The organism is Paraburkholderia haematera (assembly GCF_905220975.1).
Taxonomy (GTDB): Bacteria; Pseudomonadota; Gammaproteobacteria; order Burkholderiales; family Burkholderiaceae; genus Paraburkholderia; species Paraburkholderia haematera.
Genome location: NZ_CAJNBK010000011.1, coordinates 66,110 through 88,213, shown reverse-complemented (window position 1 = coordinate 88,213; position 22,104 = coordinate 66,110). Strand labels below are relative to the sequence as shown.

At 62.1% G+C, this 22,104-nt stretch carries 20 protein-coding genes; 9 read left to right on the top strand and 11 right to left on the bottom strand.

The genetic code is table 11. From position 1 onward, the window contains the following. The 5 genes from prmA (at nt 1) to KHO23_RS20025 (ending at nt 4,428) form a co-directional block, all read left to right on the top strand. Complete coding sequence (gene prmA, locus KHO23_RS20045; protein ID WP_211612994.1) at nt 1-903, top strand: 50S ribosomal protein L11 methyltransferase; 903 nt, start codon at nt 1-3, stop codon at nt 901-903. A gap of 48 nt (nt 904-951) precedes the next feature. Next, nucleotides 952-2,319 (top strand): zinc-ribbon and DUF3426 domain-containing protein, encoded by a 1,368-nt coding sequence (locus KHO23_RS20040; RefSeq protein WP_211612993.1) that lies wholly within the window; start codon nt 952-954, stop codon nt 2,317-2,319. 73 nt (nt 2,320-2,392) lie between these two features. Then, a complete protein-coding gene (gene tpx / locus KHO23_RS20035; protein ID WP_211612992.1) occupies nt 2,393-2,893 on the top strand; it encodes a thiol peroxidase in 501 nt (166 codons plus the stop codon). 94 nt (nt 2,894-2,987) lie between these two features. Next, the gene (locus KHO23_RS20030; RefSeq protein WP_211612991.1) at nt 2,988-3,926 is read left to right on the top strand and encodes a carbohydrate kinase family protein; all 939 of its coding nucleotides are present in this window, start codon (nt 2,988-2,990) and stop codon (nt 3,924-3,926) included. A 25-nt stretch (nt 3,927-3,951) separates the two neighbouring features. Next, nucleotides 3,952-4,428 (top strand): outer membrane lipoprotein, encoded by a 477-nt coding sequence (locus tag KHO23_RS20025; RefSeq protein WP_054040737.1) that lies wholly within the window; start codon nt 3,952-3,954, stop codon nt 4,426-4,428. Nucleotides 4,429-4,689: 261 nt separating this feature from the next. Here the strand turns inward: KHO23_RS20025 and KHO23_RS20020 are convergent, their stop codons facing one another. The 7 genes from KHO23_RS20020 to KHO23_RS19990 form a co-directional block, all read right to left on the bottom strand. Further along, a complete protein-coding gene (locus tag KHO23_RS20020) occupies nt 4,690-5,322 on the bottom strand; it encodes a histone H1-like DNA-binding protein (protein WP_211613088.1) in 633 nt (210 codons plus the stop codon). A gap of 30 nt (nt 5,323-5,352) precedes the next feature. Further along, on the bottom strand, nt 5,353-5,679 hold the full coding sequence (locus tag KHO23_RS20015; protein WP_120347518.1) for a hypothetical protein: 327 nt from the start codon (nt 5,677-5,679) through the stop codon (nt 5,353-5,355). 85 nt (nt 5,680-5,764) lie between these two features. Continuing rightward, on the bottom strand, nt 5,765-6,997 hold the full coding sequence (locus tag KHO23_RS20010) for a ribonucleotide-diphosphate reductase subunit beta (protein ID WP_211612990.1): 1,233 nt from the start codon (nt 6,995-6,997) through the stop codon (nt 5,765-5,767). Nucleotides 6,998-7,677: 680 nt separating this feature from the next. Then, nucleotides 7,678-10,674, bottom strand: a complete 2,997-nt coding sequence (locus KHO23_RS20005) for a ribonucleoside-diphosphate reductase subunit alpha (protein WP_211612989.1) — start codon at nt 10,672-10,674, stop codon at nt 7,678-7,680. A 541-nt stretch (nt 10,675-11,215) separates the two neighbouring features. Continuing rightward, nucleotides 11,216-11,812 carry a 1,6-anhydro-N-acetylmuramyl-L-alanine amidase AmpD gene (gene ampD / locus KHO23_RS20000; RefSeq protein ID WP_211612988.1) on the bottom strand — a complete coding sequence of 199 codons (597 nt, stop codon included), beginning with the start codon at nt 11,810-11,812 and terminating at the stop codon, nt 11,216-11,218. Beyond that, nucleotides 11,809-12,141: a PP0621 family protein gene (locus tag KHO23_RS19995; RefSeq protein WP_211612987.1), complete on the bottom strand. Its 333-nt coding sequence runs from the start codon at nt 12,139-12,141 to the stop codon at nt 11,809-11,811. The genes ampD and KHO23_RS19995 overlap by 4 nt, the downstream gene beginning before the upstream one ends. 10 nt (nt 12,142-12,151) lie before the next feature. Next, the gene (locus tag KHO23_RS19990; RefSeq protein ID WP_211612986.1) at nt 12,152-13,078 is read right to left on the bottom strand and encodes a cytochrome C assembly family protein; all 927 of its coding nucleotides are present in this window, start codon (nt 13,076-13,078) and stop codon (nt 12,152-12,154) included. A gap of 81 nt (nt 13,079-13,159) precedes the next feature. Here KHO23_RS19990 and ffh point away from each other — a divergent pair, with 81 nt between their 5' ends. Both ffh and KHO23_RS19980 read left to right on the top strand, forming a co-directional pair. Beyond that, nucleotides 13,160-14,527, top strand: a complete 1,368-nt coding sequence (ffh, locus tag KHO23_RS19985; RefSeq protein ID WP_211612985.1) for a signal recognition particle protein — start codon at nt 13,160-13,162, stop codon at nt 14,525-14,527. 143 nt (nt 14,528-14,670) lie between these two features. Next, a complete protein-coding gene (locus KHO23_RS19980; protein ID WP_211612984.1) occupies nt 14,671-15,222 on the top strand; it encodes a hypoxanthine-guanine phosphoribosyltransferase in 552 nt (183 codons plus the stop codon). 136 nt (nt 15,223-15,358) lie between these two features. Here the strand turns inward: KHO23_RS19980 and KHO23_RS19975 are convergent, their stop codons facing one another. Next, complete coding sequence (locus KHO23_RS19975) at nt 15,359-15,958, bottom strand: MarC family protein (RefSeq protein ID WP_211612983.1); 600 nt, start codon at nt 15,956-15,958, stop codon at nt 15,359-15,361. A 12-nt stretch (nt 15,959-15,970) separates the two neighbouring features. Next, the gene (locus KHO23_RS19970; RefSeq protein WP_211612982.1) at nt 15,971-17,707 is read right to left on the bottom strand and encodes a proline--tRNA ligase; all 1,737 of its coding nucleotides are present in this window, start codon (nt 17,705-17,707) and stop codon (nt 15,971-15,973) included. A 373-nt stretch (nt 17,708-18,080) separates the two neighbouring features. On the opposite strand from KHO23_RS19970, the gene KHO23_RS19965 reads away from it, so the two are divergent. Next, a complete protein-coding gene (locus tag KHO23_RS19965) occupies nt 18,081-18,827 on the top strand; it encodes an RNA pyrophosphohydrolase (RefSeq protein WP_211613087.1) in 747 nt (248 codons plus the stop codon). 76 nt (nt 18,828-18,903) lie between these two features. Beyond that, entirely contained in the window at nt 18,904-19,461 is a 558-nt protein-coding gene (locus KHO23_RS19960) for a CNP1-like family protein (RefSeq protein ID WP_211612981.1), read from the top strand. A gap of 113 nt (nt 19,462-19,574) precedes the next feature. Here KHO23_RS19960 and proB read toward each other — a convergent pair whose 3' ends face one another. Both proB and cgtA read right to left on the bottom strand, forming a co-directional pair. Continuing rightward, on the bottom strand, nt 19,575-20,693 hold the full coding sequence (gene proB, locus KHO23_RS19955) for a glutamate 5-kinase (RefSeq protein ID WP_211612980.1): 1,119 nt from the start codon (nt 20,691-20,693) through the stop codon (nt 19,575-19,577). A gap of 74 nt (nt 20,694-20,767) precedes the next feature. Continuing rightward, nucleotides 20,768-21,889 (bottom strand): Obg family GTPase CgtA, encoded by a 1,122-nt coding sequence (gene cgtA / locus KHO23_RS19950; protein WP_211612979.1) that lies wholly within the window; start codon nt 21,887-21,889, stop codon nt 20,768-20,770. Nucleotides 21,890-22,104 lie beyond the last annotated feature (215 nt).

Genomic DNA, 22,104 nt, shown 5'->3' with positions numbered 1-22,104 from the left:
ATGAGCTACCGGGAACTGATCGCCGAGCTGGCACGCGAGCACGCGGAAGAATTCTCCGACGCGCTGCTCGAGTTGGGTGCGCTGTCCGTGTCGGTTGAAGATGCGGACGCCGACACGCCCGACGAACAGCCGCTGTTCGGCGAGCCCGGACTCACGCCGGATCGCACGGCGTGGCAGCGTTCGCGAGTGATCGCACTACTAGCGCCGGAACACGACCCGGCGGTGCTCCTCGCTGCCGCGGCCAATGAAGTGGGGCTGGAAACTGCACCCACGTTCACCGTGCGTGAAGTCGAGGACCAGGATTGGGTACGTCTCACACAATCTCAATTCGATCCGATTCCAATCGGCGAGCGCATCTGGGTTGTGCCCTCATGGCATGACGCACCGGACCCTGACGCACTCGTACTGGAACTCGATCCGGGCCTCGCATTCGGCACCGGCAGCCATCCCACTACGCGTCTGTGCATGGAATGGCTGGAGCAATCGGTCAAGGCTGAGCAATCCGTGCTCGATTACGGCTGCGGCTCGGGCATCCTCGCGATTCTCGCGAAGAAGTGCGGCGCCAATCCGGTGTACGGCATCGATATCGATCCGCAAGCGGTCGAATCGGCGCGTCACAACAGCGAGCGCAACCGGGCGGAAGTCACGTACGGTTTGCCCGACGAATGCCCCACCGGCGCGTTCGATATCGTGGTCGCCAATATCCTCTCCAACCCGCTGAAGCTGATGGCGTCGATGCTGTCGTCGAAGGTCAAGCCGGGTGGCCGGATCGCGCTGTCAGGCATTCTGGCTCGCCAGGCAGACGAAGTGGCGCAGGTCTATGCACAGTGGATCGACATCGGCGTATGGCGCGAACACGAAGGTTGGGTATGTCTCACGGGAACACGCCGCGAAAGCCATTAGAATAAGGCGTATTGTCCAACCAACAGCCTCTCGGCTTACCGTCTCAATATGCTCCTGGCAACACGTTGCCCCTTCTGCGAAACCGTCTTCCGCCTGCAACCGGCGCAGCTCGCGCTGCGCCGCGGTCTCGTGCGCTGCGGGCATTGCCAAGAAGTTTTCGATGCGTCGAGCAGCCTGTTCGAACTGAACGAGGACGGCGACTTCTCCAGAGCCAAACCGGTCGCCGCAGCGGCGGCGATCGAGGCGTTATCCGGTGTGCGCCCCAAGGACCCTGATTTCAGCGCCGAAGCGTGGAATCCGTGGGCGCCGGCGCCCGACGCCGCGATCGACGACCGCCTGCTTCACAACGCCCGCAATCTGCCACTTGCACCGGTCTCCACCGGCGCGGGCGTCGCGGTCACGCCGCGTCATGCTACCGAGCCGGAACTGCCAGCGAGCGCGTTCACCACGCCGCTTCCGGCCGACCACGAACCCACGCTTGCGGACACGCCACGCGAACCCTTCACGCACGAGGCCGACGCCCCTGCTGACGTCCCGCGCGAGCCATTCGCCCAGCCGGCCAATACGCCTGCGGAGGCTGCGCCGCGGGTCTGGCACAAGACCGAGCGCCCTTCTGAACATCTTGCTGATACTGACGAACCGGTTCTGAACGAGCCGGCCACCTTGCATGGCATTCCCGACAATGAACCGCATTTTGGTGCGGCCGGCGTAGGTGCGGCCGGCTTCGGTGCCGCCGGCTCTGCCGCAGCTGCCTCTGCCGCGACCGGCGCGGGTGGCCGCGGCGCACGCAGCGGCAGCGGCTCAGACACCGGAGGCCCAAGTGGCCCGGGCATAGCCACATTTGGATCGAGCGGCGAACCCTTCGCGGTCCAACCTGTGAATGACGGCGCCGATCCCTTCCCGGTGATGCGTGAAACACGCCCGGCCGAACCGCGCCGCCTCGGCTGGATCATCGCCGGCTCGGTGGTCGCAGCCCTGCTGGTTATCGCTTTGCTCGCGCAACTCGCCTGGTGGCAGCGCGAAACGGTCCAGGTCTACTTCCCGCGCTCGCAGACGCTCTATGTCAAAGCCTGCGCGCAGCTCGGCTGCCAGATTACGCCACCGCACGACATTGACGGTTTGCAGGTCGAGCCGTCCGATCTGCGGCAGATCGACGGCCCGCACAAGCTCGAACTGAAGATGCCGCTGCGCAACCGCTTCAATATCGCGCTGGCCTACCCGGCCATCGAACTCACGCTGCTCGACGACCAGAACAACGTCGCCGTGCGCCGCGTGCTGTGGCCGCAAGACTACGTCGCACCCGGCACGCCGATCGCGGCAGGCCTGCCGGCCCACACGACCCAGACCATGATCGTCCACCTCGACACGGGCAATGCGGTCGCTTCCAATTTCCGCGTGCAGATTTTTTATCCGTAACGCATCCTCGCGCGCCCGGCACTGACCGGGCGTATTCACCGTCAATACTGACGAATTTTCGGAGCGCAACAACATGAGTCAAGTCACGCTGGGTGGCAACCCGATCGAAGTAGCCGGCACGTTCCCGACCGTGGGCCAGAACGCCCCCGCCTTCTCGCTCGTGGGCCAGGATCTGAAGCCGGTGTCGCTGGCCGACTTCGCCGGCAAGCGCAAGGTGCTCAATATCGTCCCGAGCCTCGACACGCCGACCTGCGCCACGTCGACGCGCAAGTTCAACGAAGCCGCAGCCAAGCTGAGCAACACGGCTGTGATCGTCGTCTCGGGCGACCTGCCGTTCGCCGCATCGCGCTTCTGCACGACCGAAGGCATCGAGAACGTCGTCACGGCGTCCACGTTCCGCGGCCATGAGTTCGCGCAAGCCTACGGCGTCGACGTGACGAGCGGCCCGCTGACGGGTCTGACGGCACGCGCCGTGGTGGTCGTCGACGAAAACGACAAGGTCGTGCACGCCGAGCTGGTCGGCGAAATCAAGAACGAACCGAACTACGACGCAGCACTCGCCGCGCTGAAGTAAAACCTTCGCGCGACATACCGGCGCCGCGCTTCATGCGCGGCGCTGTCACGTCATCGCGCCCATTTTTCTACTGATTTTTACAGGAACGCTCGCCTTGGCTACGCTGATTTGCGGTTCGCTCGCCTACGACAACATCATGACCTTCGAAGGCCGCTTTCGGGATCACATCCTGCCGGAGCAGGTCCACATCCTGAACGTGAGCTTCCTCGTGCCGACGATGCGCCGCGAGTTCGGCGGCTGCGCGGGCAACATCGCCTACTCGCTGCATCTGCTCGGCGGTAACGCGCGCATCATGGGGTCGCTCGGCGCGATCGACGCGCAGCTCTACATGGACCGCTTCAAGCAGCTCGGCCTCTCGACGGAGAACGTGCTGGTGGTGCCGGACACCTATTCGGCCCAGGCGATGATCACCACCGACCTCGAAAACAATCAGATCACCGCGTTCCACCCGGGCGCGATGATGCAGTCGCATCTGAATCGCGCCGACCAGGCAAAAGGCATCACGCTCGGCATCGTCGCCCCTGATGGCTACGACGGCATGATCCAGCATTCCGAGCATCTGGCAGCAGCGGGCGTGCCATTTATCTTCGATCCGGGCCAAGGTTTGCCGCTGTTCGACGGTGAGTCGCTGCGCCGCATGATTGAACTTGCTACTTACGTAGCTGTCAACGATTACGAAGCCAAACTGGTGAGCAACAAAACGGGTTGGTCGATCGAAGAAATCGCCGGCAAGGTCGACGCGCTGATCATCACGCTCGGCGATCAAGGCGCGCAGATCCATCACGCGGGCGGCATCGAGGCGATTCCGGCGGTCAAGGCACAGCAGGTGCTCGATCCTACCGGCTGCGGAGACGCCTTCCGCGGCGGTTTGTTGTACGGTATCGAGAACAAACTTGGCTGGGCGACCACCGGGCGTCTGGCAAGCCTGATGGGCGCGCTGAAGATCGAACACCAGGGCCCACAAAACTACACGCCCAACCGGGCGGAGATCAACGAACGGTTCAAGCAGGCGTTCGGATACGACCTGCCGTAATACCGCAAGCTATTGGAGTTAGGGAATGAGAACAACGAGTCGCCTGGTCGTGGCCGCCTTGATCGCCGGTTCACTGGCCATGTCGGGGTGTGCGTACAACAGCAGCTCTGCCGACGTTTACACGGCGTCGCAGGCACAGCGCGAAGAAACGGTCCGCATGGGCACGGTCGACAGCGTTCGCGCCGTTAAGATCAGTTCGAACAACGGCCAGCCGAGCGGCTTGGGCGCAATCGGCGGCGGCGCCTTAGGTGCGGTGGCCGGCAGTGCCATCGGCGGCGGCCGTGGTTCGATCGTGACGGGCATCATCGGCGGTCTGGCCGGTGCAGTGGCAGGCAATGCGGTCGAGAACGGCGTCGCGGTTCACGACGGTCTCGAGATCACCGTGCGACTCGATAACGGCGACATGCGCGCCATCACACAAAGCGCCACCGGCGAAATCTTCCGCGCCGGCGAGCGCGTCCGCCTGCTTTCCAGCGGCGGCGTCACGCGCGTCACGCACTAAAAAGTTTCCCCTCTCGCGCGGTCGCGCTTCACGCGCCGCCGCGGCGACCTCAAACGCATGCCCTCCCCTGTGCATGCGTTTTTTTTCGCCTGCCGGTTTTGAAGTCGTTCGTTGAAGCAGGCGCGTTCGCGAGATGCCAAAAAAAAATCCCGTCGCCAGAAACCCGGCAACGGGACCCTGACCGAGTAGCGCTCGGTCATGCTACTTAAGTGCTACTCGATCATCGACACATGGTACGACGTGTCGAAGTACTTCAACAGCTTACGGACGGCTGCCCGTCGGGAACGGCCATGCCGCTGCCGGGTTCAGCGCGGTCTTCACCGTCGCCGCCGGTGCGCTCGAGACAGAAGTCGCAGCGGGTGCAGGAGCCGCCTTCTTGGCAACAGCCTTCTTCGCAGGAGCAGCCTTCTTGGCAGGAGCAGCGGCCTTCTTCGCGGCAGCCTTCTTGGCAGGCGCAGCCTTTTTAGCGGCAGCCTTTTTCGCAGGCGCAGCTTTCTTGGCAGCAGCCTTCTTAGCAGGCGCAGCCTTCTTGGCAGCAGCCTTCTTAGCCGGTGCGGCCTTCTTTGCTGCGGCCTTCTTCGCCGGCGCTGCCTTCTTCGCTGCAACCTTCTTCACTGCAGCTTTCTTGGCCGGTGCTGCCTTCTTTGCTGCAACCTTCTTCACTGCGACTTTCTTTGCAGCGACTTTCTTCGCCGGAGCAGCTTTCTTCGCAGCAACCTTCTTAGCCGGTGCTGCCTTCTTCGCCGCAACCTTCTTCACTGCAACCTTCTTCACTGCGACTTTCTTTGCAGCGACTTTCTTCGCCGGAGCAGCCTTCTTAGCCGGCGCAGCCTTCTTTGCTACAACCTTCTTGGCTGCGGGTTTCTTAGCTGCCGCTTTCTTTGCAGTTGCCATCATTTTCTCCTTCAGGTTTTCAGATGAGAGTCAGTTCAAACTACACCCTTCGTCAAAACCCGCTTCCCGCGGACGCTTCTCAGGGCGCGCGCTACGAAGCGGGCTATTCATCGGCGTACGCAGGTGCTGCGCGCTTACGCTAATGAATGCGGTAAGGCGCGCCGTGCCCTTGGGCACCGCGCGCCAGATCTGGTCGGCGCTGGATCTCAGCGCCGGCAATTGCTTGATCGGGCCGCTGGCGGCGACGCCAGCGGCTTTTTCCGGGGGGAAGTTTGCCCATCCCACTGAAGGGTTCGCAAAGTGCCAGCCATGTTTGTGGGCCGCGAAGGCACGCGGCGCACCGGGCACAATTTGCATCAGGCGGTTCTGCTCCTAACTAAATTGCCGCGGCCGAAGCTCGACGGCATCCCCAAAATGAATGCATCTGCGACTCGAACCCGGATCACTCCCAGGTCAGCGCGCCGCCAGTCTGATATTCGATCACTCGCGTCTCGAAGAAGTTGCGTTCCTTCTTCAGGTCGATCATCTCGCTCATCCACGGGAACGGGTTTTCCTCGTTCGGGTACAGCGGATCGAGACCGATCTGCTGGCAACGGCGGTTGCAGATGAAGCGCAGATAGCTCTTGAACATCGACGCATTGAGGCCGAGCACCCCGCGCGGCATCGTGTCTTCTGCGTAACGATATTCAAGTTCGACCGCTTGCTGGAAGATTTCGCGGATTTCCGCGCGGAACTCAGCCGTCCAGAGTTGCGGGTTTTCGAGTTTGATCTGGTTGATCAGGTCGATGCCGAAGTTACAGTGCATCGACTCGTCGCGCAGAATGTATTGGTACTGTTCCGCCGCGCCGGTCATCTTGTTCTGACGGCCGAGCGCCAGGATTTGCGTAAAGCCGACGTAGAAGAACAGGCCTTCCATCACACAGGCGAACACGATCAGCGAGCGCAGCAGGGTCTGGTCTGCCTCGAGCGTGCCGGTCTTGAAGGCCGGATCGGTCAGCACGTTGATGTACGGAATCAGGAATTCGTCTTTTGCGCGAATCGAGGCGACCTCGTGATACGCGTTGAAGATTTCGCCTTCGTCGAGGCCCAGCGATTCGACGATGTACTGGTAAGCGTGCGTGTGGATCGCCTCTTCGAACGCCTGGCGAAGCAGGAACTGGCGGCATTCGGGCGCCGTGATGTGGCGGTAGGTGCCCAGCACGATGTTATTGGCGGCCAGCGAATCGGCCGTCACGAAGAAGCCCAGGTTGCGCTTGACGATGCGGCGCTCGTCTTCGGTCAGACCGTTCGGGTCTTTCCAGAGGGCGATGTCGCGCGACATGTTCACTTCTTGCGGCATCCAGTGGTTGGCACAACCCGCCAGATACTTTTCCCAGGCCCACTTGTATTTGAACGGCACCAACTGATTGACGTCGGTCTGGCCGTTGATGATGCGCTTGTCGGCGACATTCACGCGCGTTTCGGAGACCGCTGCGGTTCCCGCAGCATGAGCCGCGGCGATGTCTTTTTCGAAAACGTCTTGCGACGCGAAGACGTTTCGAGCCGAGGGAGCGTGGGGAGCGGAACGCGTTCCGACTTGCGAACCGACAGCCGATCCCGCAGCGTTGCGCAACACATTCTGTTGCGTAGCGCTCGAGGGAGTTACGGCAGTGATCTCGTCATCCCAGTTGAGCATAAATGTCACCATCAATTTAGAACGGTTTGTACCATCTTTTCACGAGCGATAAAAGAGTTCGCTGATGAAAAATCCTGTTTTCGATTCGCGTTGCTACGTTCATACAACACTTTGTTCAACAGACTGTGTGCGTCGCCTCATGTGAAGCGTGTTGAACGTGTGTCGTCGAGGTGCTTCGCGAGCTCGAAGAGCAACGTGTCGAAGCGACATTTCGCTGCTCTATCTATCTGTATTGCGGAGTGTGCTTGCGGCGTTTTGCGATTGCTTCCTGCTGCCTCGCGCTGACGTCGCGGATGTCCCGCGTTCGCCTGTTCGTCAGTGCCAGCGAGGTGAAGTTCAATGCAATGTCGAGCGATGCATGTGGCCGGCTACGTTGATCGACCATCGACCGGAGCGTTTGCTGAGCGCTTCATGTCGAGCGCTTCGTCTGTGCTGCCGACTGCTGACTGCTTCATCTACCACTTGCTTACCGCTTGCCTACCGCTTCACGACTTCAGTTGCTTGCCGTGCTTCGCTGCTTTTCGACGAGCGGCGCAACATCGATTTCGTTTCGCCGCGCCGCTCATCTACTTCACGTCTACTTCACTTCTAGCAGGCTCGCTGATCGCTGCATGCGGGTCTTTACCTACAACCCTCAGCCAGGCAGCGATCCTGCCGCCTGCTTCGTGCTCGCCTGGCGCTTACTGGCAAGCCTCGCACTCGTCGAAACCAGCATCACCCGGACGCATCATGCACACCGGACCATCCGCTTCCGGCGCTGCTTCGACGACTGCTGACGTGGCCGCTGCAGCCTGAAAGCCGCCCGGCGTTGCGCCGCCTCCGTTCGCGCCGAAGCCACCCGCTGCGCCGCCTGCCGCGCCACCCGAACCTTCGCCGCCGCCCGAACTCACCGCGTTCAGTTGACCGTGCGCCACCGTCGACTTCTCGACGTGCGTCGCCGCCATCGTGCGGAGGTAGTAGGTCGTCTTCAGGCCGCGCACCCATGCGAGCTTGTAGATCTCGTCGAGCTTCTTGCCCGACGCGCCGCCCATGTAAATGTTCAGCGACTGCGCCTGGTCGATCCACTTCTGACGACGCGAAGCCGCCTCGACCAGCCACACCGGATCGAGTTCGAACGCGGTCGCGTAGATCGCGCGCAGGTCGGCCGGGATGCGGTCGATGCGCGACAGCGTGCCGTCGAAGTACTTCAGGTCGGCGACCATCACTTCGTCCCACAGACCGCGTTCCTTCAGGTCGCGCACCAGGTAGTCGTTGACCACCGTGAATTCGCCCGACAGATTCGACTTCACATACAGATTCTGGAACGTCGGTTCGATACAGGCCGACACGCCGATGATGTTCGAGATCGTCGCCGTCGGCGCGATTGCGACGCAGTTCGAGTTACGCATGCCGTAGGTGGCGATGCGCGAACGCAGTTCGGTCCAGTCCATCGATTCGCTCGAATCGACTTCCACATAGCCGCCGCGTGCGTCGGCCAGCAGCTTCACCGAGTCTTGCGGGAGGATGCCGCGATCCCACAGCGAGCCGCGGTAGCTGGAGTAACGGCCGCGCTCCTGCGCCAGTTCGGTCGACGCGTAGTAAGCGTAGTAGCAGACCGCTTCCATCGACGTATCGGCGAACTGAACCGCTTCTTGCGACGCGTACGGCGTGCGCAGCAGGTGCAGGCAGTCCTGGAAGCCCATGATGCCCATGCCGACCGGACGGTGCTTCAGGTTCGAGTTACGTGCCTTGGCAACCGCGTAGTAGTTGATGTCGATCACGTTGTCGAGCATGCGCATTGCGACGCTGACGGTGCGCTTCAACTTGTCGTGGTCGAGTACCAGGGTGCCGTCGGCCTGTTCCTTCAGGTGGGCGACGAGGTTCACCGAGCCCAGGTTGCAGACGGCGATTTCGGCGTCGCTGGTGTTCAGCGTGATTTCCGTGCACAGGTTCGACGAGTGGACGACGCCGACGTGCTGTTGCGGCGAGCGCACATTGCACGGATCCTTGAACGTGATCCACGGGTGGCCGGTTTCGAACAGCATGCCCAGCATCTTGCGCCACAGTTGCGCCGCCGGCAGCGTCTTGAACAGCTTGATCTCGCCGCGCGCGACCTTGTCTTCGTAAGCCGTGTAAGCCGTTTCGAATTCCGCGCCGAACTTGTCGTGCAGGTCCGGGCAGGTGGACGGCGAGAACAGCGTCCAGTTGCCGCCTTCCATCACGCGCTTCATGAACAGGTCGGGAATCCAGTTCGCCGTGTTCATATCGTGGGTACGACGACGGTCGTCACCGGTGTTCTTGCGCAGCTCGAGGAATTCCTCGATGTCCAGGTGCCACGTTTCCAGGTACGCGCAGACCGCACCCTTGCGCTTGCCACCCTGGTTGACCGCCACCGCTGTGTCGTTGACGACCTTCAGGAACGGAACCACGCCTTGCGACTTGCCGTTGGTGCCCTTGATGTGCGAACCGAGCGCACGCACGCGCGTCCAGTCGTTACCCAGCCCACCGGCGAACTTCGACAGCAGCGCGTTTTCCTTCAGCGCTTCGTAGATGCCGTCGAGGTCGTCGTCGACCGTGGTCAGGTAGCACGACGACAGTTGCGAGCGATGCGTGCCCGAGTTGAACAGCGTCGGCGTGGACGACATGAAATCGAAGCTCGACAGGATGTTGTAGAACTCGATGGCGCGCGCTTCGCGGTCGATCTCGTTCAGCGACAGGCCCATTGCGACACGCATAAAGAATGCCTGCGGCATTTCGATGCGCACGCCGTCGTGATGCAGGAAGTAGCGGTCATACAGCGTTTGCAGGCCGAGGTAGCCGAATTGCAGGTCGCGGCTGTTGTCGAGCGCGGCGCCCAGGCGCTTCAGGTCGAACTGCTGGAGCTTGTCATCGAGCAGGCCGGCGCCGATACCGCGCTTGATGAACTTCGGGAAGTACTCGGCATAACGCTCGGCCATTTCGCCTTGCGTGACTTCCTCTTCGAGGATCTCGCGGCGGATCGTGTGCAGCAGGATACGGGCGGTGACCTGGCTGTATGCCGGGTCCTTTTCGATCATCGTGCGCGCAGCCAGAATCGCCGAGTCGTAGACCTGGGTCATCGGCACGCCGTCGTACAGGTTCTTCACCGTTTCAGCGATGATCGGATCAGCACTCACGGCGTCGCCCAGGTTCGCGCAGGCGGATTCGATGATGCCGCGCAGCGCTGCCATGTCGAGCGGACGCGTCACGCCGTTGTCGGTGACGTTCAGACCCGGCGTGTTGGCGACGATCTGCTCGTCGTGACCGCGCGCCTGGGTGCGCTTCTCGCGATACAGCACGTACGCACGCGCGACGTTGTGCTCGCCGCCGCGCATCAGCGCGAGTTCGACCTGATCCTGGATGTCTTCGATATGGAACGTGCCGCCGTTCGGACGGCTGCGCACGAGTGCGCGCACCACGTTCTGCGTGAGTTGCTCGACCAGTTCGCGCACGCGTGCCGACGCCGCGCCTTGACCACCGTTGACGGCCAGAAATGCCTTCGTCACGGCGATGGCGATTTTCGACGGCTCGAACGACACCACGCTGCCGTTACGGCGGATCACCTTGTAGTCGGCGAAGGTCGCTTGCGGCGCGAGCGCCTGGGCGCCTTGTGCCTGGCCGAAAGCCTGGCCAGTCGGTGAGCCCTCGTACCGGGTCGTCACGTTGTCGGTGGTTTGCATGTGCAAAGCTCCTGGTCTTGGAAATGTTGCGGGAGAAAGCCGCGGATTAAAACGAACGCTGCGCCGCCGCGTGCGCAAGCGATGAGGTGCAGGAAAAAGGCTGGCTCGCCAAGGTGGCGGGATGCGACAGCGATGAAGCCTGGTTCGAATTGATAACGGTCTTCATCATGTGTGTCGCGATCACTTGCTGGCCCTTTTCCTGAATGCTTCTGGACGTTGCCGGTTCTCGCTACCGGCGCCGCCGCAGGAATTTTTTCGCTGCCCGGAATGCTTGCGGCGCCATGCTCGGAGAGTGGGGCGCCGCTGACTTATGCACCCAGTTGTGCACTCGGTTATTCACATGGTTATGCACAGCACAACACAAGATCTAGTGCAAAACTGAATTTCTGGCACCAAGTATAGTGGAGTTTCAAGACAGGTCAAATCGATTTATTTGCTTTCGAAGGCTTGACATTCGCATCGCGCGACGCAAAGCCGCCTCCCCGGAGAACAAGGCAGCGCCTGGTTCTCCTCGCATCACGCCAAGTCGCGCGAAGGGTCGTTACGGCGTTCTGAAAAACTTGAGATAGGGGAAGTACTGATCCGCCAACGCGGTGTCGCGCTGCAGACGCTGCCACTCGAAATGGGGCCCTGGATCGGTCTTGCGGCCGGGTGCGATGTCCGAGTGACCGGCAAGCCCTTCGACCGGATAGCGAGCCTTGAGCGCCGTCACAAGTGCGCCGAGCGTGCGGTATTGCGCCGCTTCGAAAGCAGTCGTGTCACTGCCCTCCAGCTCGATGCCAATCGAAAAATCGTTGCAACGCTCGCGGCCGAAAAAGTTCGACGGGCCGGCGTGCCATGCGCGCTCGTTGCAGGACACGAATTGCTCGAGCGCGCCATCGCGATGGATCACGAAGTGCGCCGACACCCGCACGCCGCGCAGATGCGTGTCGTAGTACGGGTGGGCGTCGCAGTCGAGCGTGTTCAGGAAAAGTTCGGCGATCGCCGTGCCGCCAAACTCGTTCGGCGGCAAGCTGATGTTATGGACGACGATCAGCGTCGGCACAGCCCCATCGGGCCGCGCTTCGAAATTCGGCGATGGCGATTTGCGTGCGGCGGCGACCCAACCGTCTGCGTCGGCGGTAAACGCGACGCTCATCGAGCGTCGCGGCCTGAGGGACGCGCGCCATGACGCTGCGCATGCGCGGCGCTGCAGAACGGCTGCCCCGCCACCACCACGGAGTCGCTCTTCGGCGCGTGCACGCCGCACTCGGCACAGCGGATCATCGGTTCGGCGAGCTGCGGCTGCGCTTGCGGCGCATTCGGCCCACGCGCGGCGCCGTTCGGGCCTTTTGCACCACTGGCACCACCGGCGCCATTCGCGCCAGCGCCCGTGCGCTGCGACGCTTGCGCGTCATGACGACGCAGCGCCTTGACCAGCCATTGGCCGACGATGAACAACAGGATCAGCAGAAAAATTTGTCGCATGGCAGAACACTCACACTACAGCACGGTGCAACAGCACCTCGAATACGAAACGGCTGCCGACGTACGCCAGCAACAGCGCGACGAACGACGCCAGCACCCAGCGCAATGCCGCACGGCCGCGCCAGCCGGACACCTTGCGCGCGGTCAGCAGCGCGCCGAACATCACCCAGGAAAGAATCGCGAAGACGGTCTTGTGATCGAGCCGCAATGCGCGATCGACCAGTTGCTCGCTGAACATGATGCCCGAGAGCAACGTCAGCGTGAGCAGCACGAAGCCGGCGCCGATCAGGCGGAACAGCAGCTTTTCCAGTGTCAGCAGCGGCGGCAAGGTATCGAGCCAGCTCGACAACCAGCCGTTGCCCGCCGCGGCCGCATTCCGTTGCGACACACCGCCGCGCATTGCGTGCAAACGACGCTCGACCAGCAGCATCAGAATCGCGTGCAGCGCCGCGATCGCGAACAAACCGTACGCGATATTGGCGATCAGGAAGTGCAGCTTGAACATCGGCGCGGCCGAATATGGCAGCACGCGCACGCCGTTGAACGCCAGCGGCAATAGAGAAGCGACGAAGGCGAGCGGCAGCACCAGGAGGCGCAGGCCGTCTAGCGGAAAGAAAAAACTCTCGATCCAGTAAATGCCCGCGCCCAGCCAGAACATCGCCGACAGCGCAAACGCGAAACCGAACACCATCGCGTTCTGGGGAAAGATGGTGGTATGCAGCAGCACGCCGTGGGCGAGCAGCGCGACAAACAGCAGCGCGCGGCCCGAGGCGCTCATGCCCGAGGCGGCCGACGAAGCCGCCATGCCCGCGGCAACGGGTACCGGCGGCACGCTCTCGAGCATGGGGCGCACGGCGGCGTGCCGGTGCGAGCGCCAGCCGGCCACAGCAAGACCGCCGTAGAGGAGCGCAGTGAGGGCATACAGTACAATATCCATATTCGAAGTTTACACTAGGCCCCTGCTCCGCGACGTCTCCCGCATCGCGCCCCGCTCCGGCCGCACTGTTCATCGCTCCCCATGCTCGACAATCTGACTCAACGGATGGCGCGCGTCGTCAAGACGCTGCGCGGCGAAGCCCGGCTCACCGAGGCGAACACCCAGGAAATGCTGCGCGAAGTGCGCCTCGCGCTTCTCGAGGCGGACGTGGCGCTGCCCGTCGTGCGCGAATTCATCGCCAAGGTGAAGGAAAAGGCGCTCGGCGAGGAGGTGATCAGCAGCCTGTCGCCGGGCCAGGCGCTGGTCGGCGTGGTGCAGCGCGAGCTGACCGCGATCATCGGCGGCGACTATGAAGGCAAAGCGGTCGAGCTCAATCTCGCCGTCACGCCGCCGGCCGTCATCCTGATGGCGGGTCTGCAAGGCGCAGGTAAGACGACCACGGTCGGCAAGCTCGCCAAGCTTCTGCGCGAAAAATACAAGAAGAAGGTCCTGACCGTTTCGTGCGACGTTTACCGCCCGGCTGCAATTGCGCAGTTGAAGATGGTGACCGAGCAGGTCGGCGCAGACTTCTTCCCGTCGGAACCGGATCAAAAACCGGTCGATATCGCGATCGCCGCGGTGGATTGGGCCAAGCGCCACTACCACGACGTGCTGCTGGTCGACACGGCCGGCCGTCTGGGTATCGACGAAGCGATGATGGCCGAAATCACCGCGCTGCACGGCACGCTGAAGCCGGCGGAAACGCTGTTCGTGGTCGACGCGATGCTCGGTCAGGACGCGGTCAACACCGCGAAGGCCTTTAGCGACGCATTGCCGCTCACCGGCGTGGTCCTCACCAAGCTCGACGGCGACTCGCGCGGCGGTGCCGCGCTCTCCGTACGCCACGTGACCGGCAAGCCGATCAAGTTCGTCGGTGTCGCCGAAAAGCTCGACGGTCTCGAAGTCTTCTATCCGGATCGCATGGCGAACCGGATTCTCGGCATGGGCGACATTCTCGCACTCGTCGAAGAAGCGCAGAAAGGCGTGGACGTACAAGCCGCGCAGAAGCTCGCCGACAAGGTCAAGAAAGGCGGCGACTTCGACCTCAACGATTTCCGCGCGCAACTTACGCAAATGAAGGGCATGGGCGGCCTGTCGTCGCTGATGGACAAACTGCCCGCGCAATTCCAGCAGGCGGCCGCTGGCGCCAACATGGGCCAGGCCGAAAAGCAGATGCGCCGCATGGAAGGCATCATCAATTCGATGACGCCGCTCGAGCGTGCCAAGCCCGACCTCATCAAGGCCACCCGCAAACGCCGCATCGCCGCCGGCGCGGGCGTGCAGGTGCAGGAAGTCAACCGCATGCTGAATCAGTACGACCAGATGCGCACGATGATGAAGAAACTGAAGGGCGGCAATCTGCAGAAGATGATGCGCGGCATGAAGGGCATGATGCCCGGCATGCGCTAAGCTTTAGCAACACGGCGGCGCGCATGCTTCCGTGCATGAACAACAGCATGCGCGGCTGACTCCGGATTTGTGCGGGTTTATTCTGTACCGCACACCGCCGTTCTCACCCACACTATGTATACAGTTACCGCCCGTCAGACGTCATGAACCGCGAAGAAGCTCTCCACATTTTTAGCCACTCCGAAGAAATCGTTTCGGCCGACGACGTCAACGCGTCGATCAGCGGCATGGCTACCGCCATCCGCAACGAGATGAGCGAGGACTTCCCGCTCGTGCTGTCGGTAATGGGCGGCGCGGCGGTGTTCACCGGCATGCTGCTGCCGCACCTCGATTTCCCGCTCGAGTTCGACTACATCCACCTGACCCGCTATCGCAACACCACCAAGGGCGGCAATGAGATGCAGTGGCGTGTGGCGCCGGCCGAGTCGGTGAAGGATCGCGTCGTGCTGGTGCTCGACGACATCCTTGACGAAGGCGAGACAATGGCCGCGATCCGCGACCGCATTCTCGCCATGGGCGCGAAGCGCTTCATGAGCGCGGTGCTGTGCGAGAAGATCATCCCGAAAGCGAAGCCGCTGCGCCCGGACTACTGTGGTTTCGAAGTGCCGGACCGTTATGTGTTCGGCTGCGGGATGGACGCCAAGGGCTACTGGCGCAACCTGCCGACTATTCGCGCGTTGACGGAAGGCGCTTAAAGCCCGACTGTTTTTACGGCGCCATTTATGGCGCGCGCTTCGGCGAAAAGAAAGCGGCCCGCGGGCCGCTTTCTTGTTTGTCAGGCGGTTGATAGCACTACCGCCCCAGCGTGTTGAACCGTGCACCGGACCTTACTCAGAGTTGATGCACAAAAGACCGGATCCCGCCGAGCATCATTTCGACTGAGATCGCCACCAGCACCAATCCCATCAGCCGTTCGAAAGCCATCATCGCGCGCTCGCCTAGCCACGCCTGAATCCGCTCCGCCATCATCAGCACGATCGCGCAGACGACCATCGTGACCGTCAGTGCGCCGATCCACTCGAACATCTTGCCTGGCGCCTGCGATGTCAGCAGCATCACCGTCGCGAGCGCAGAGGGACCCGCCAGTGCCGGAATGGCCAGCGGCACAATGAGCGGCTCGCCGCCACGCGTGTCGCCGCCAAACGGACCGTCCGGATGCGGAAACACCATCCTGAGCGCAATCAGGAACAGCACGATTCCACCACCGATGCGCAACGACTGGTCGGTCAGACTCATCATGCGCAAGAAGCGGTCGCCGACCACCATGAACACCAGCAGGATCGCGAAGGCGATCGCCACCTCACGGAGGATGACGATCGTGCGCCGCTTCGGCGACACGGCCCGCAGGCAACTGACAAAAAGCGGAATGTTGCCGAGCGGGTCAGTGATCAGAATCAGCAGGACGGTCGCGGACAGGAAGGTGTACTCCACCGTCCGCTCCGCTTATTGCGCCAACGCGGCGCGAACTTTGCCGATCACGGTTTGCGCCGCGTCTTCAACCGGCAGCAGTGTCGCTTCAGCTTCACGGCGGCCTTGATACTCGAGCTTGCCGTCCTTGAGACCACGATCGCCGATCACGAGACGATGCGGCACGCCGATCAGCTCCCAGTCGGCGAACATCACGCCCGGGCGTTCACCGCGGTCGTCGAGGATCACGTCGATGCCCGCTTCGACCAACTCCGCATATAGCTTGTCGGCCTGCTCACGCACCGCTTCGCTGCGGTCGTAACCCATCGGGCACAGCACGACCTCGAACGGCGCGATCGATTCCGGCCAGATGATGCCCTTGTCGTCGAAATTCTGTTCGATCGCCGCGCCCAGAATACGCGTGACGCCAATGCCGTAGCAGCCCATTTCCATCGGCTGCGGCTTGCCGGTCTCGTCGAGACAGGTCGCGTTCATCGCTTCAGAATACTTCTTGCCGAGCTGGAACACGTGGCCGACTTCGATGCCGCGGCAGATGTCGATCACGCCCTTGCCGTCCGGCGACGGATCGCCCTTCTTCACATTGCGGATATCGGCAACGACCGGCTCCGGCAGATCGCGGCCCCAGTTCACGCCGGTGGTGTGGTAATCCACTTCGTTCGTGCCCACCACAAAATCGCTCATGTTCGCGACCGTGCGATCCGCGACGACCTTGATCGGCTTCTTCGTGTTGATCGGGCCGAGGTAACCCGGCGGCGTGCCGAAGGTCTCGATGATCTCGGCTTCGGTCGCCATGCGGAAGTCCGCCAGACCCGGCAGCTTGCTCGCCTTGATCTCGTTCAGGTCGTGATCGCCGCGCAGCATCAGCAACCAGATGGTCGGTTCGGCGCCTTCGTTTTCCGTGGCGAGGATGATCGACTTGATGGTTCGCTCGAGCGGAATGTTCAGCAGCTCGGCCACGGCCTCGCACTTTGCTTTGCCCGGCGTTGCGGTCTTCTTCATTTCCTCGGTCGGCGCGGCACGTTCCGCGTACAGCGGCAGCGCTTCGGTCGCTTCAACGTTCGCGGCGAAATCCGAGGTCGGGCAATAGGCAATCGCGTCTTCGCCGGTGTCGGCGATCACGTGGAATTCATGCGAGCCGCTGCCGCCGATCGAACCGTTGTCCGCCACCACGGCGCGGAAATCCAGACCAAGGCGCGTGAAGATACGCACGTACGCGTCGTACATCTTGCGATACGACTCACGCAGGCCTTCCGCGTCTTTGTCGAACGAGTACGCGTCTTTCATGATGAACTCGCGGCCACGCATCACGCCGAAACGCGGGCGGATCTCGTCGCGGAACTTCGTCTGGATCTGATAGAAATTCACCGGCAACTGGCGGTAGCTCTTGATCTGGCCGCGCGCGATATCCGTGACCACTTCTTCATGAGTCGGTCCGATCACGAAATCGGATTGTTTGCGATCCTTGAAGCGCAGCAGCTCAGGGCCGTACTTTTCCCAACGGCCCGACTCCTGCCAAAGTTCCGCCGGCTGCACAGCCGGCATCAGCAGCTCGATCCCGCCTGCCCGGTTCATTTCTTCACGCACGATGGCTTCCACCTTGCGGATCGAACGCAGGCCGATCGGCAGGTAGTTATAGATGCCACCGGCAACGCGGCGGATCATGCCGGCGCGCACCATGAGCTTGTGGCTGACGATCTCGGCGTCGGCGGGCGCTTCTTTCAGCGTGCCGATAAAGAAACGGGAAGCTTTCATTCAGATTTTCCAAAAGCGGCGGCTCCGGAGGGACCGCCCGAAAGGTGAAAACGGTAGGGAAATCGATACAGACCCGGCCTGGAACCGGCACGGACTTGCCGAGCACCCAGCCAAAATCTGGCCAGGACGCGGCTCAGCCCCGGCGAACGGCCCGCACATATACCAGGCAAAACCCCGGCAAAACCGGCCCGATCGCGGCACTGAAGCCGCCGCGCAAAGCCTTTGCAGCAAGGGGTAAGGCACGGAAAGACTGACAGGCTACCGCAAACGCGGGCGTTTTGCGGCGAATCGTTCCAATCTGGTGCGAATCGGTGCGTCGGGTCCGTTATCTGTTTATAATCAAAGCAATTTTAAAGGATTCGAAGGTGGTTGTATGCTGGATCGTGAAGGCTTTCGCCCGAACGTCGGCATCATCCTCTTGAACGCGCACAACGAGGTGTTTTGGGGCAAACGGCTCCGTGAACATTCCTGGCAGTTTCCGCAAGGGGGCATCAAGTACGGAGAGACCCCCGTGCAAGCGATGTATCGGGAGTTACACGAAGAAACCGGGCTGCATCCTGAGCACGTCAAGGTGATCGGTCGCACGCGCGACTGGTTGCGTTACGAGGTGCCTGACAAGTTCATCAAGCGCGAAGTACGCGGTCATTACCGCGGCCAGAAACAAATCTGGTTTTTACTCCGGATGGTTGGACGCGATTGCGATATATGCTTGCGCGCCACCGACCACCCTGAGTTTGATGCGTGGCGCTGGAACGAGTATTGGGTGCCTCTCGACTGTGTGATCGAGTTCAAGCGGGATGTGTATCAGTTGGCGCTGACGGAGCTATCCCGTTTCATGCGCCGGGCTGCGCCGCGTGCGGAAAAACCTGTCGGGCACCATGGGCCCCGCTATCCCCGGATAGCGTCGTCAATGGAAGGTCCGCCGGATTCGACGATGATGACGGTCACCACCTCGGTGACCACGCTCAGCATCGAAACGTCGATTCACACGACGATCGCGTCTGATTGCGGTCAGAGTTCCGGGTCGGTAGCCGAGGTTGGCTCCGAGTCGGAACACGAAGGCGAATCGGATCGCGAAACCGCCGCCGGCTCGCTGTTCCGCCCCGGCGTACGCAATTAACAACTCTGTGCGGCTGTCCACGCCGCCTCCGCTGGCGCGGCTCAATGAGCCGCGCCAGTCTTTCGAGGAAACCATATTGAAAGCACTTGCTCTCGTCGTGGCGTGCGTCGCCACCGGCGCCCTGCTGGCTGGTTGTTCGAGCGCCGGCAAACCCACCAATAAAGACGACAGCGCGTTTACCTACTTGCTGGACCGGCCGACCAATTGGGTTGAAAACAAGGTGGACACGTTGCCGCCGCTGCCGCAAGACTCGAATCTGCTGCCGTTCGAGGTCTCCGGCAACACGCCGCTGCAGTTCGCGATCGATAAAAATTCGCTTAGCGTCGGCACCGACGGGGTGGTGCGCTACACCGTCGTCGTAACAAGCCCAAGCGGCGCGCGCAACGTGAACTACGAAGGGATTCGCTGCGACACGTACGAATGGCGCCAGTATGCGGGGCTGAACGCCGACCACGATGGCTGGGACCAAACCGTCGCCAACGACTTCAGGCGCATCGAGAATGGCGCGCTGAACGCCTATCAGGCAACGCTGTATCAGGATTATCTGTGTACGAGCAAGATGCCTACGGGCAGCGCAAAGCAGATTGTCGAGAACATCCGCTACAAGCGCACACAGACCTCACTGATTCACTAAGCCGGTTTTCGCGAGCGTGCTTCAAATCTGGAAGCCGCCGCGAACGTGAAAAAGCCGTTCCAGTTCACGCTGGAACGGCTTTTTTTGTCTGTCCTGCGAGCCCTGCCCGGGAGTCAGACCAGCACAAGATTGTCGCGGTGGATCACCTCAGGCTCCAGCATATAGCCGAGCACCGATTCAATCTCGCCGCTCGGACGCCGCTGAATCAACTTGGTTTCGGCGCTGCTGTAGTTCGTCAGGCCGCGCGCAACTTCACGCCCTGTCGCGCTCAGGCAAGCGATCACTTCGCCGCGCGCAAACGCGCCCTGCACACCGACGATGCCGATGGGCAGCAAACTCTTGCCGCCTTCAGTCAGCTTTTCGACCGCGCCGTCGTCGATCACCACGTGACCGCGCACTTGCAGGTGATCGGCCATCCATTGCTTGCGCGCCGCCATGCGTGCAGTGCGCGCGATCAACTGCGTGCCGATGGCCTCGCCCGAGGCCAGCCGTGACAGCACATCCGCTTCACGCCCGCTCGCGATCACGGTATTTGCGCCGCTGTGTGCCGCGCGTTTGGCGGCAAGAATCTTGGTCAGCATGCCGCCGCGGCCCAAGCTCGAACCCGCGCCGCCCGCCATCGCCTCGAGTTCCGGCGCACCGGCGTCGGCCTGCTGGACGAGCGTTGCGTTCGGATCCTTGCGCGGGTCGGCGGTAAAAAGACCTTGCTGATCGGTAAGGATAACGAGCGCATCGCCTTCGATCAGATTGGCGACCAATGCGCCCAACGTGTCGTTGTCGCCGAACTTGATTTCGTCGGTGACGACCGTGTCGTTCTCGTTGATGATCGGCACAACGCCCAGACGCAGCAGCGTCAACAACGTGGAACGCGCGTTCAGATAGCGTTCGCGGTCGGCCAGATCGGCGTGGGTTAGCAGAATCTGCGCAGTCTGGATCGAATGCTCGGCAAAGCGGCTTTCATAGACTTGCGCGAGGCCCATTTGACCGACAGCCGCGGCCGCCTGCAATTCGTCGATTTCCCGAGGCCGTTTGGTCCAGCCGAGCCGCTGCATCCCTTCGGCAATGGCGCCCGAACTGACCAGCACCACTTCCTTGCCTTGCGCGCGCAATGCGGCAATCTGCGCGGCCCACCGGCCGATCGCAGCATGATCGAGGCCGCGCCCGTCATTGGTGACGAGGCTCGAGCCGACTTTCACTACCAATCGCCGGGAATCTGCGATGACGGAACGCATTGTGCGCGGTCTCCAAGATGACGCGTGATGCATTGCCGGCTGCCCTTTGCGAGCGCCGGCGCTCAGGCTTGTTATTACTGCGGGTCGACGCCGGCGTCGTCCGAAGCAGGAGCCGGTGCTTCCGGTTTCTCGCGGAAGCGCACGTCAGCGGCGAGATCTTCGGCTTCAGCCGCGCGCTGCGCGTCTGAATGCGCCGCGATGTGGTCGAACACCGCGTAGCAAAGATTCTCGCAACCCTGGCCGGTCAGCGCCGAGATTTCGAACACCGGGCCGTCCCAGCCGAAGCCTTCGAGGAATGCCGCAACGCGCGCTTCGCGCTCGTCTTCGGGCACCATGTCGAGCTTGTTCAGCACGAGCCAGCGGGTTTTCTCATACAGCAGTTCGTCGTACTTGCGCAGCTCGTTGACGATCGCCTTGGCTTCCGCAACCGGGTCAACTGCTTCGTCGAACGGTGCGAGGTCGACGATATGCAGCAGCAGCCCGGTACGCTGCAGGTGACGCAGGAACTGGTGACCGAGACCGGCGCCTTCCGCCGCGCCTTCGATCAAGCCAGGAATGTCGGCAATCACGAAGCTGCGGCTCGGCCCGACACGCACCACGCCGAGATTCGGCGCGAGCGTCGTGAACGGGTAATCCGCAATCTTCGGCCGCGCGTTCGACACCGACGAGATGAAGGTCGACTTGCCGGCGTTCGGCATGCCGAGCAGACCGACGTCGGCCAGCACCTTCAGTTCGAGGCGCACCATGCGGCGCTCGCCGGGCTTGCCGTCGGTTTTTTGACGCGGCGCGCGGTTCGTACTGGATTTGAAATGCAGGTTACCGAGACCGCCCGCGCCGCCCTGCGCGATCTGCACGCTCTGGTTGTGCTCGGTCAAGTCGGCGATCAGCTCGCCGGTTTCCATATCGGAAATGGTCGTGCCGACCGGCATGCGCAGCGTGATGTCGTCACCGCCCTTGCCGTAGCAGTCCGCGCCGCGGCCGTTTTCGCCGTTGCGCGCCAAATGTTTTTTCGCGTAGCGGTAGTCGATCAGCGTGTTGATGTTGCGGTCCGCGACCGCGATCACGCTGCCGCCCCGGCCGCCGTCGCCGCCATCCGGGCCGCCGAACGGAACGAATTTCTCGCGGCGCATCGACGCGCTGCCATCCCCTCCGTCGCCGGCGATGACTTCAATCCTCGCTTCGTCAATGAACTTCATGCGTAACTCCGTCCCGTGGTGTGCTGCTAGATGGTGCTGCTGGGTTGATGCTTTCCGATGATGCTATTTTGCCGCGCCCGCCGTGCGGTGAGCAATCAGCCGATCGGCTAGCCGCGCCGATATGGCCATTCGATCCGCCCATTCTTCGGACAAAAAGCGCTGCAATAAAAAAGGCCCCGCGAACTTCGCGGGGCCTTTTTCCGGTCCTGAAGCCC

Coding starts and splice junctions, on each gene's coding strand:
- prmA (WP_211612994.1), top strand. CDS start 1: ATGAGCTACCGGGAACTGATCGCCGAGCTGGCACGCGAGCACGCGGAA.
- KHO23_RS20040 (WP_211612993.1), top strand. CDS start 952: ATGCTCCTGGCAACACGTTGCCCCTTCTGCGAAACCGTCTTCCGCCTG.
- tpx (WP_211612992.1), top strand. CDS start 2,393: ATGAGTCAAGTCACGCTGGGTGGCAACCCGATCGAAGTAGCCGGCACG.
- KHO23_RS20025 (WP_054040737.1), top strand. CDS start 3,952: ATGAGAACAACGAGTCGCCTGGTCGTGGCCGCCTTGATCGCCGGTTCA.
- KHO23_RS20020 (WP_211613088.1), bottom strand. CDS start 5,322: ATGGCAACTGCAAAGAAAGCGGCAGCTAAGAAACCCGCAGCCAAGAAG.
- KHO23_RS20015 (WP_120347518.1), bottom strand. CDS start 5,679: ATGCAAATTGTGCCCGGTGCGCCGCGTGCCTTCGCGGCCCACAAACAT.
- KHO23_RS20010 (WP_211612990.1), bottom strand. CDS start 6,997: ATGCTCAACTGGGATGACGAGATCACTGCCGTAACTCCCTCGAGCGCT.
- KHO23_RS20005 (WP_211612989.1), bottom strand. CDS start 10,674: ATGCAAACCACCGACAACGTGACGACCCGGTACGAGGGCTCACCGACT.
- ampD (WP_211612988.1), bottom strand. CDS start 11,812: ATGAGCGTCGCGTTTACCGCCGACGCAGACGGTTGGGTCGCCGCCGCA.
- KHO23_RS19995 (WP_211612987.1), bottom strand. CDS start 12,141: ATGCGACAAATTTTTCTGCTGATCCTGTTGTTCATCGTCGGCCAATGG.
- KHO23_RS19990 (WP_211612986.1), bottom strand. CDS start 13,078: ATGGATATTGTACTGTATGCCCTCACTGCGCTCCTCTACGGCGGTCTT.
- ffh (WP_211612985.1), top strand. CDS start 13,160: ATGCTCGACAATCTGACTCAACGGATGGCGCGCGTCGTCAAGACGCTG.
- KHO23_RS19980 (WP_211612984.1), top strand. CDS start 14,671: ATGAACCGCGAAGAAGCTCTCCACATTTTTAGCCACTCCGAAGAAATC.
- KHO23_RS19970 (WP_211612982.1), bottom strand. CDS start 17,707: ATGAAAGCTTCCCGTTTCTTTATCGGCACGCTGAAAGAAGCGCCCGCC.
- KHO23_RS19965 (WP_211613087.1), top strand. CDS start 18,081: ATGCTGGATCGTGAAGGCTTTCGCCCGAACGTCGGCATCATCCTCTTG.
- proB (WP_211612980.1), bottom strand. CDS start 20,693: ATGCGTTCCGTCATCGCAGATTCCCGGCGATTGGTAGTGAAAGTCGGC.
- cgtA (WP_211612979.1), bottom strand. CDS start 21,889: ATGAAGTTCATTGACGAAGCGAGGATTGAAGTCATCGCCGGCGACGGA.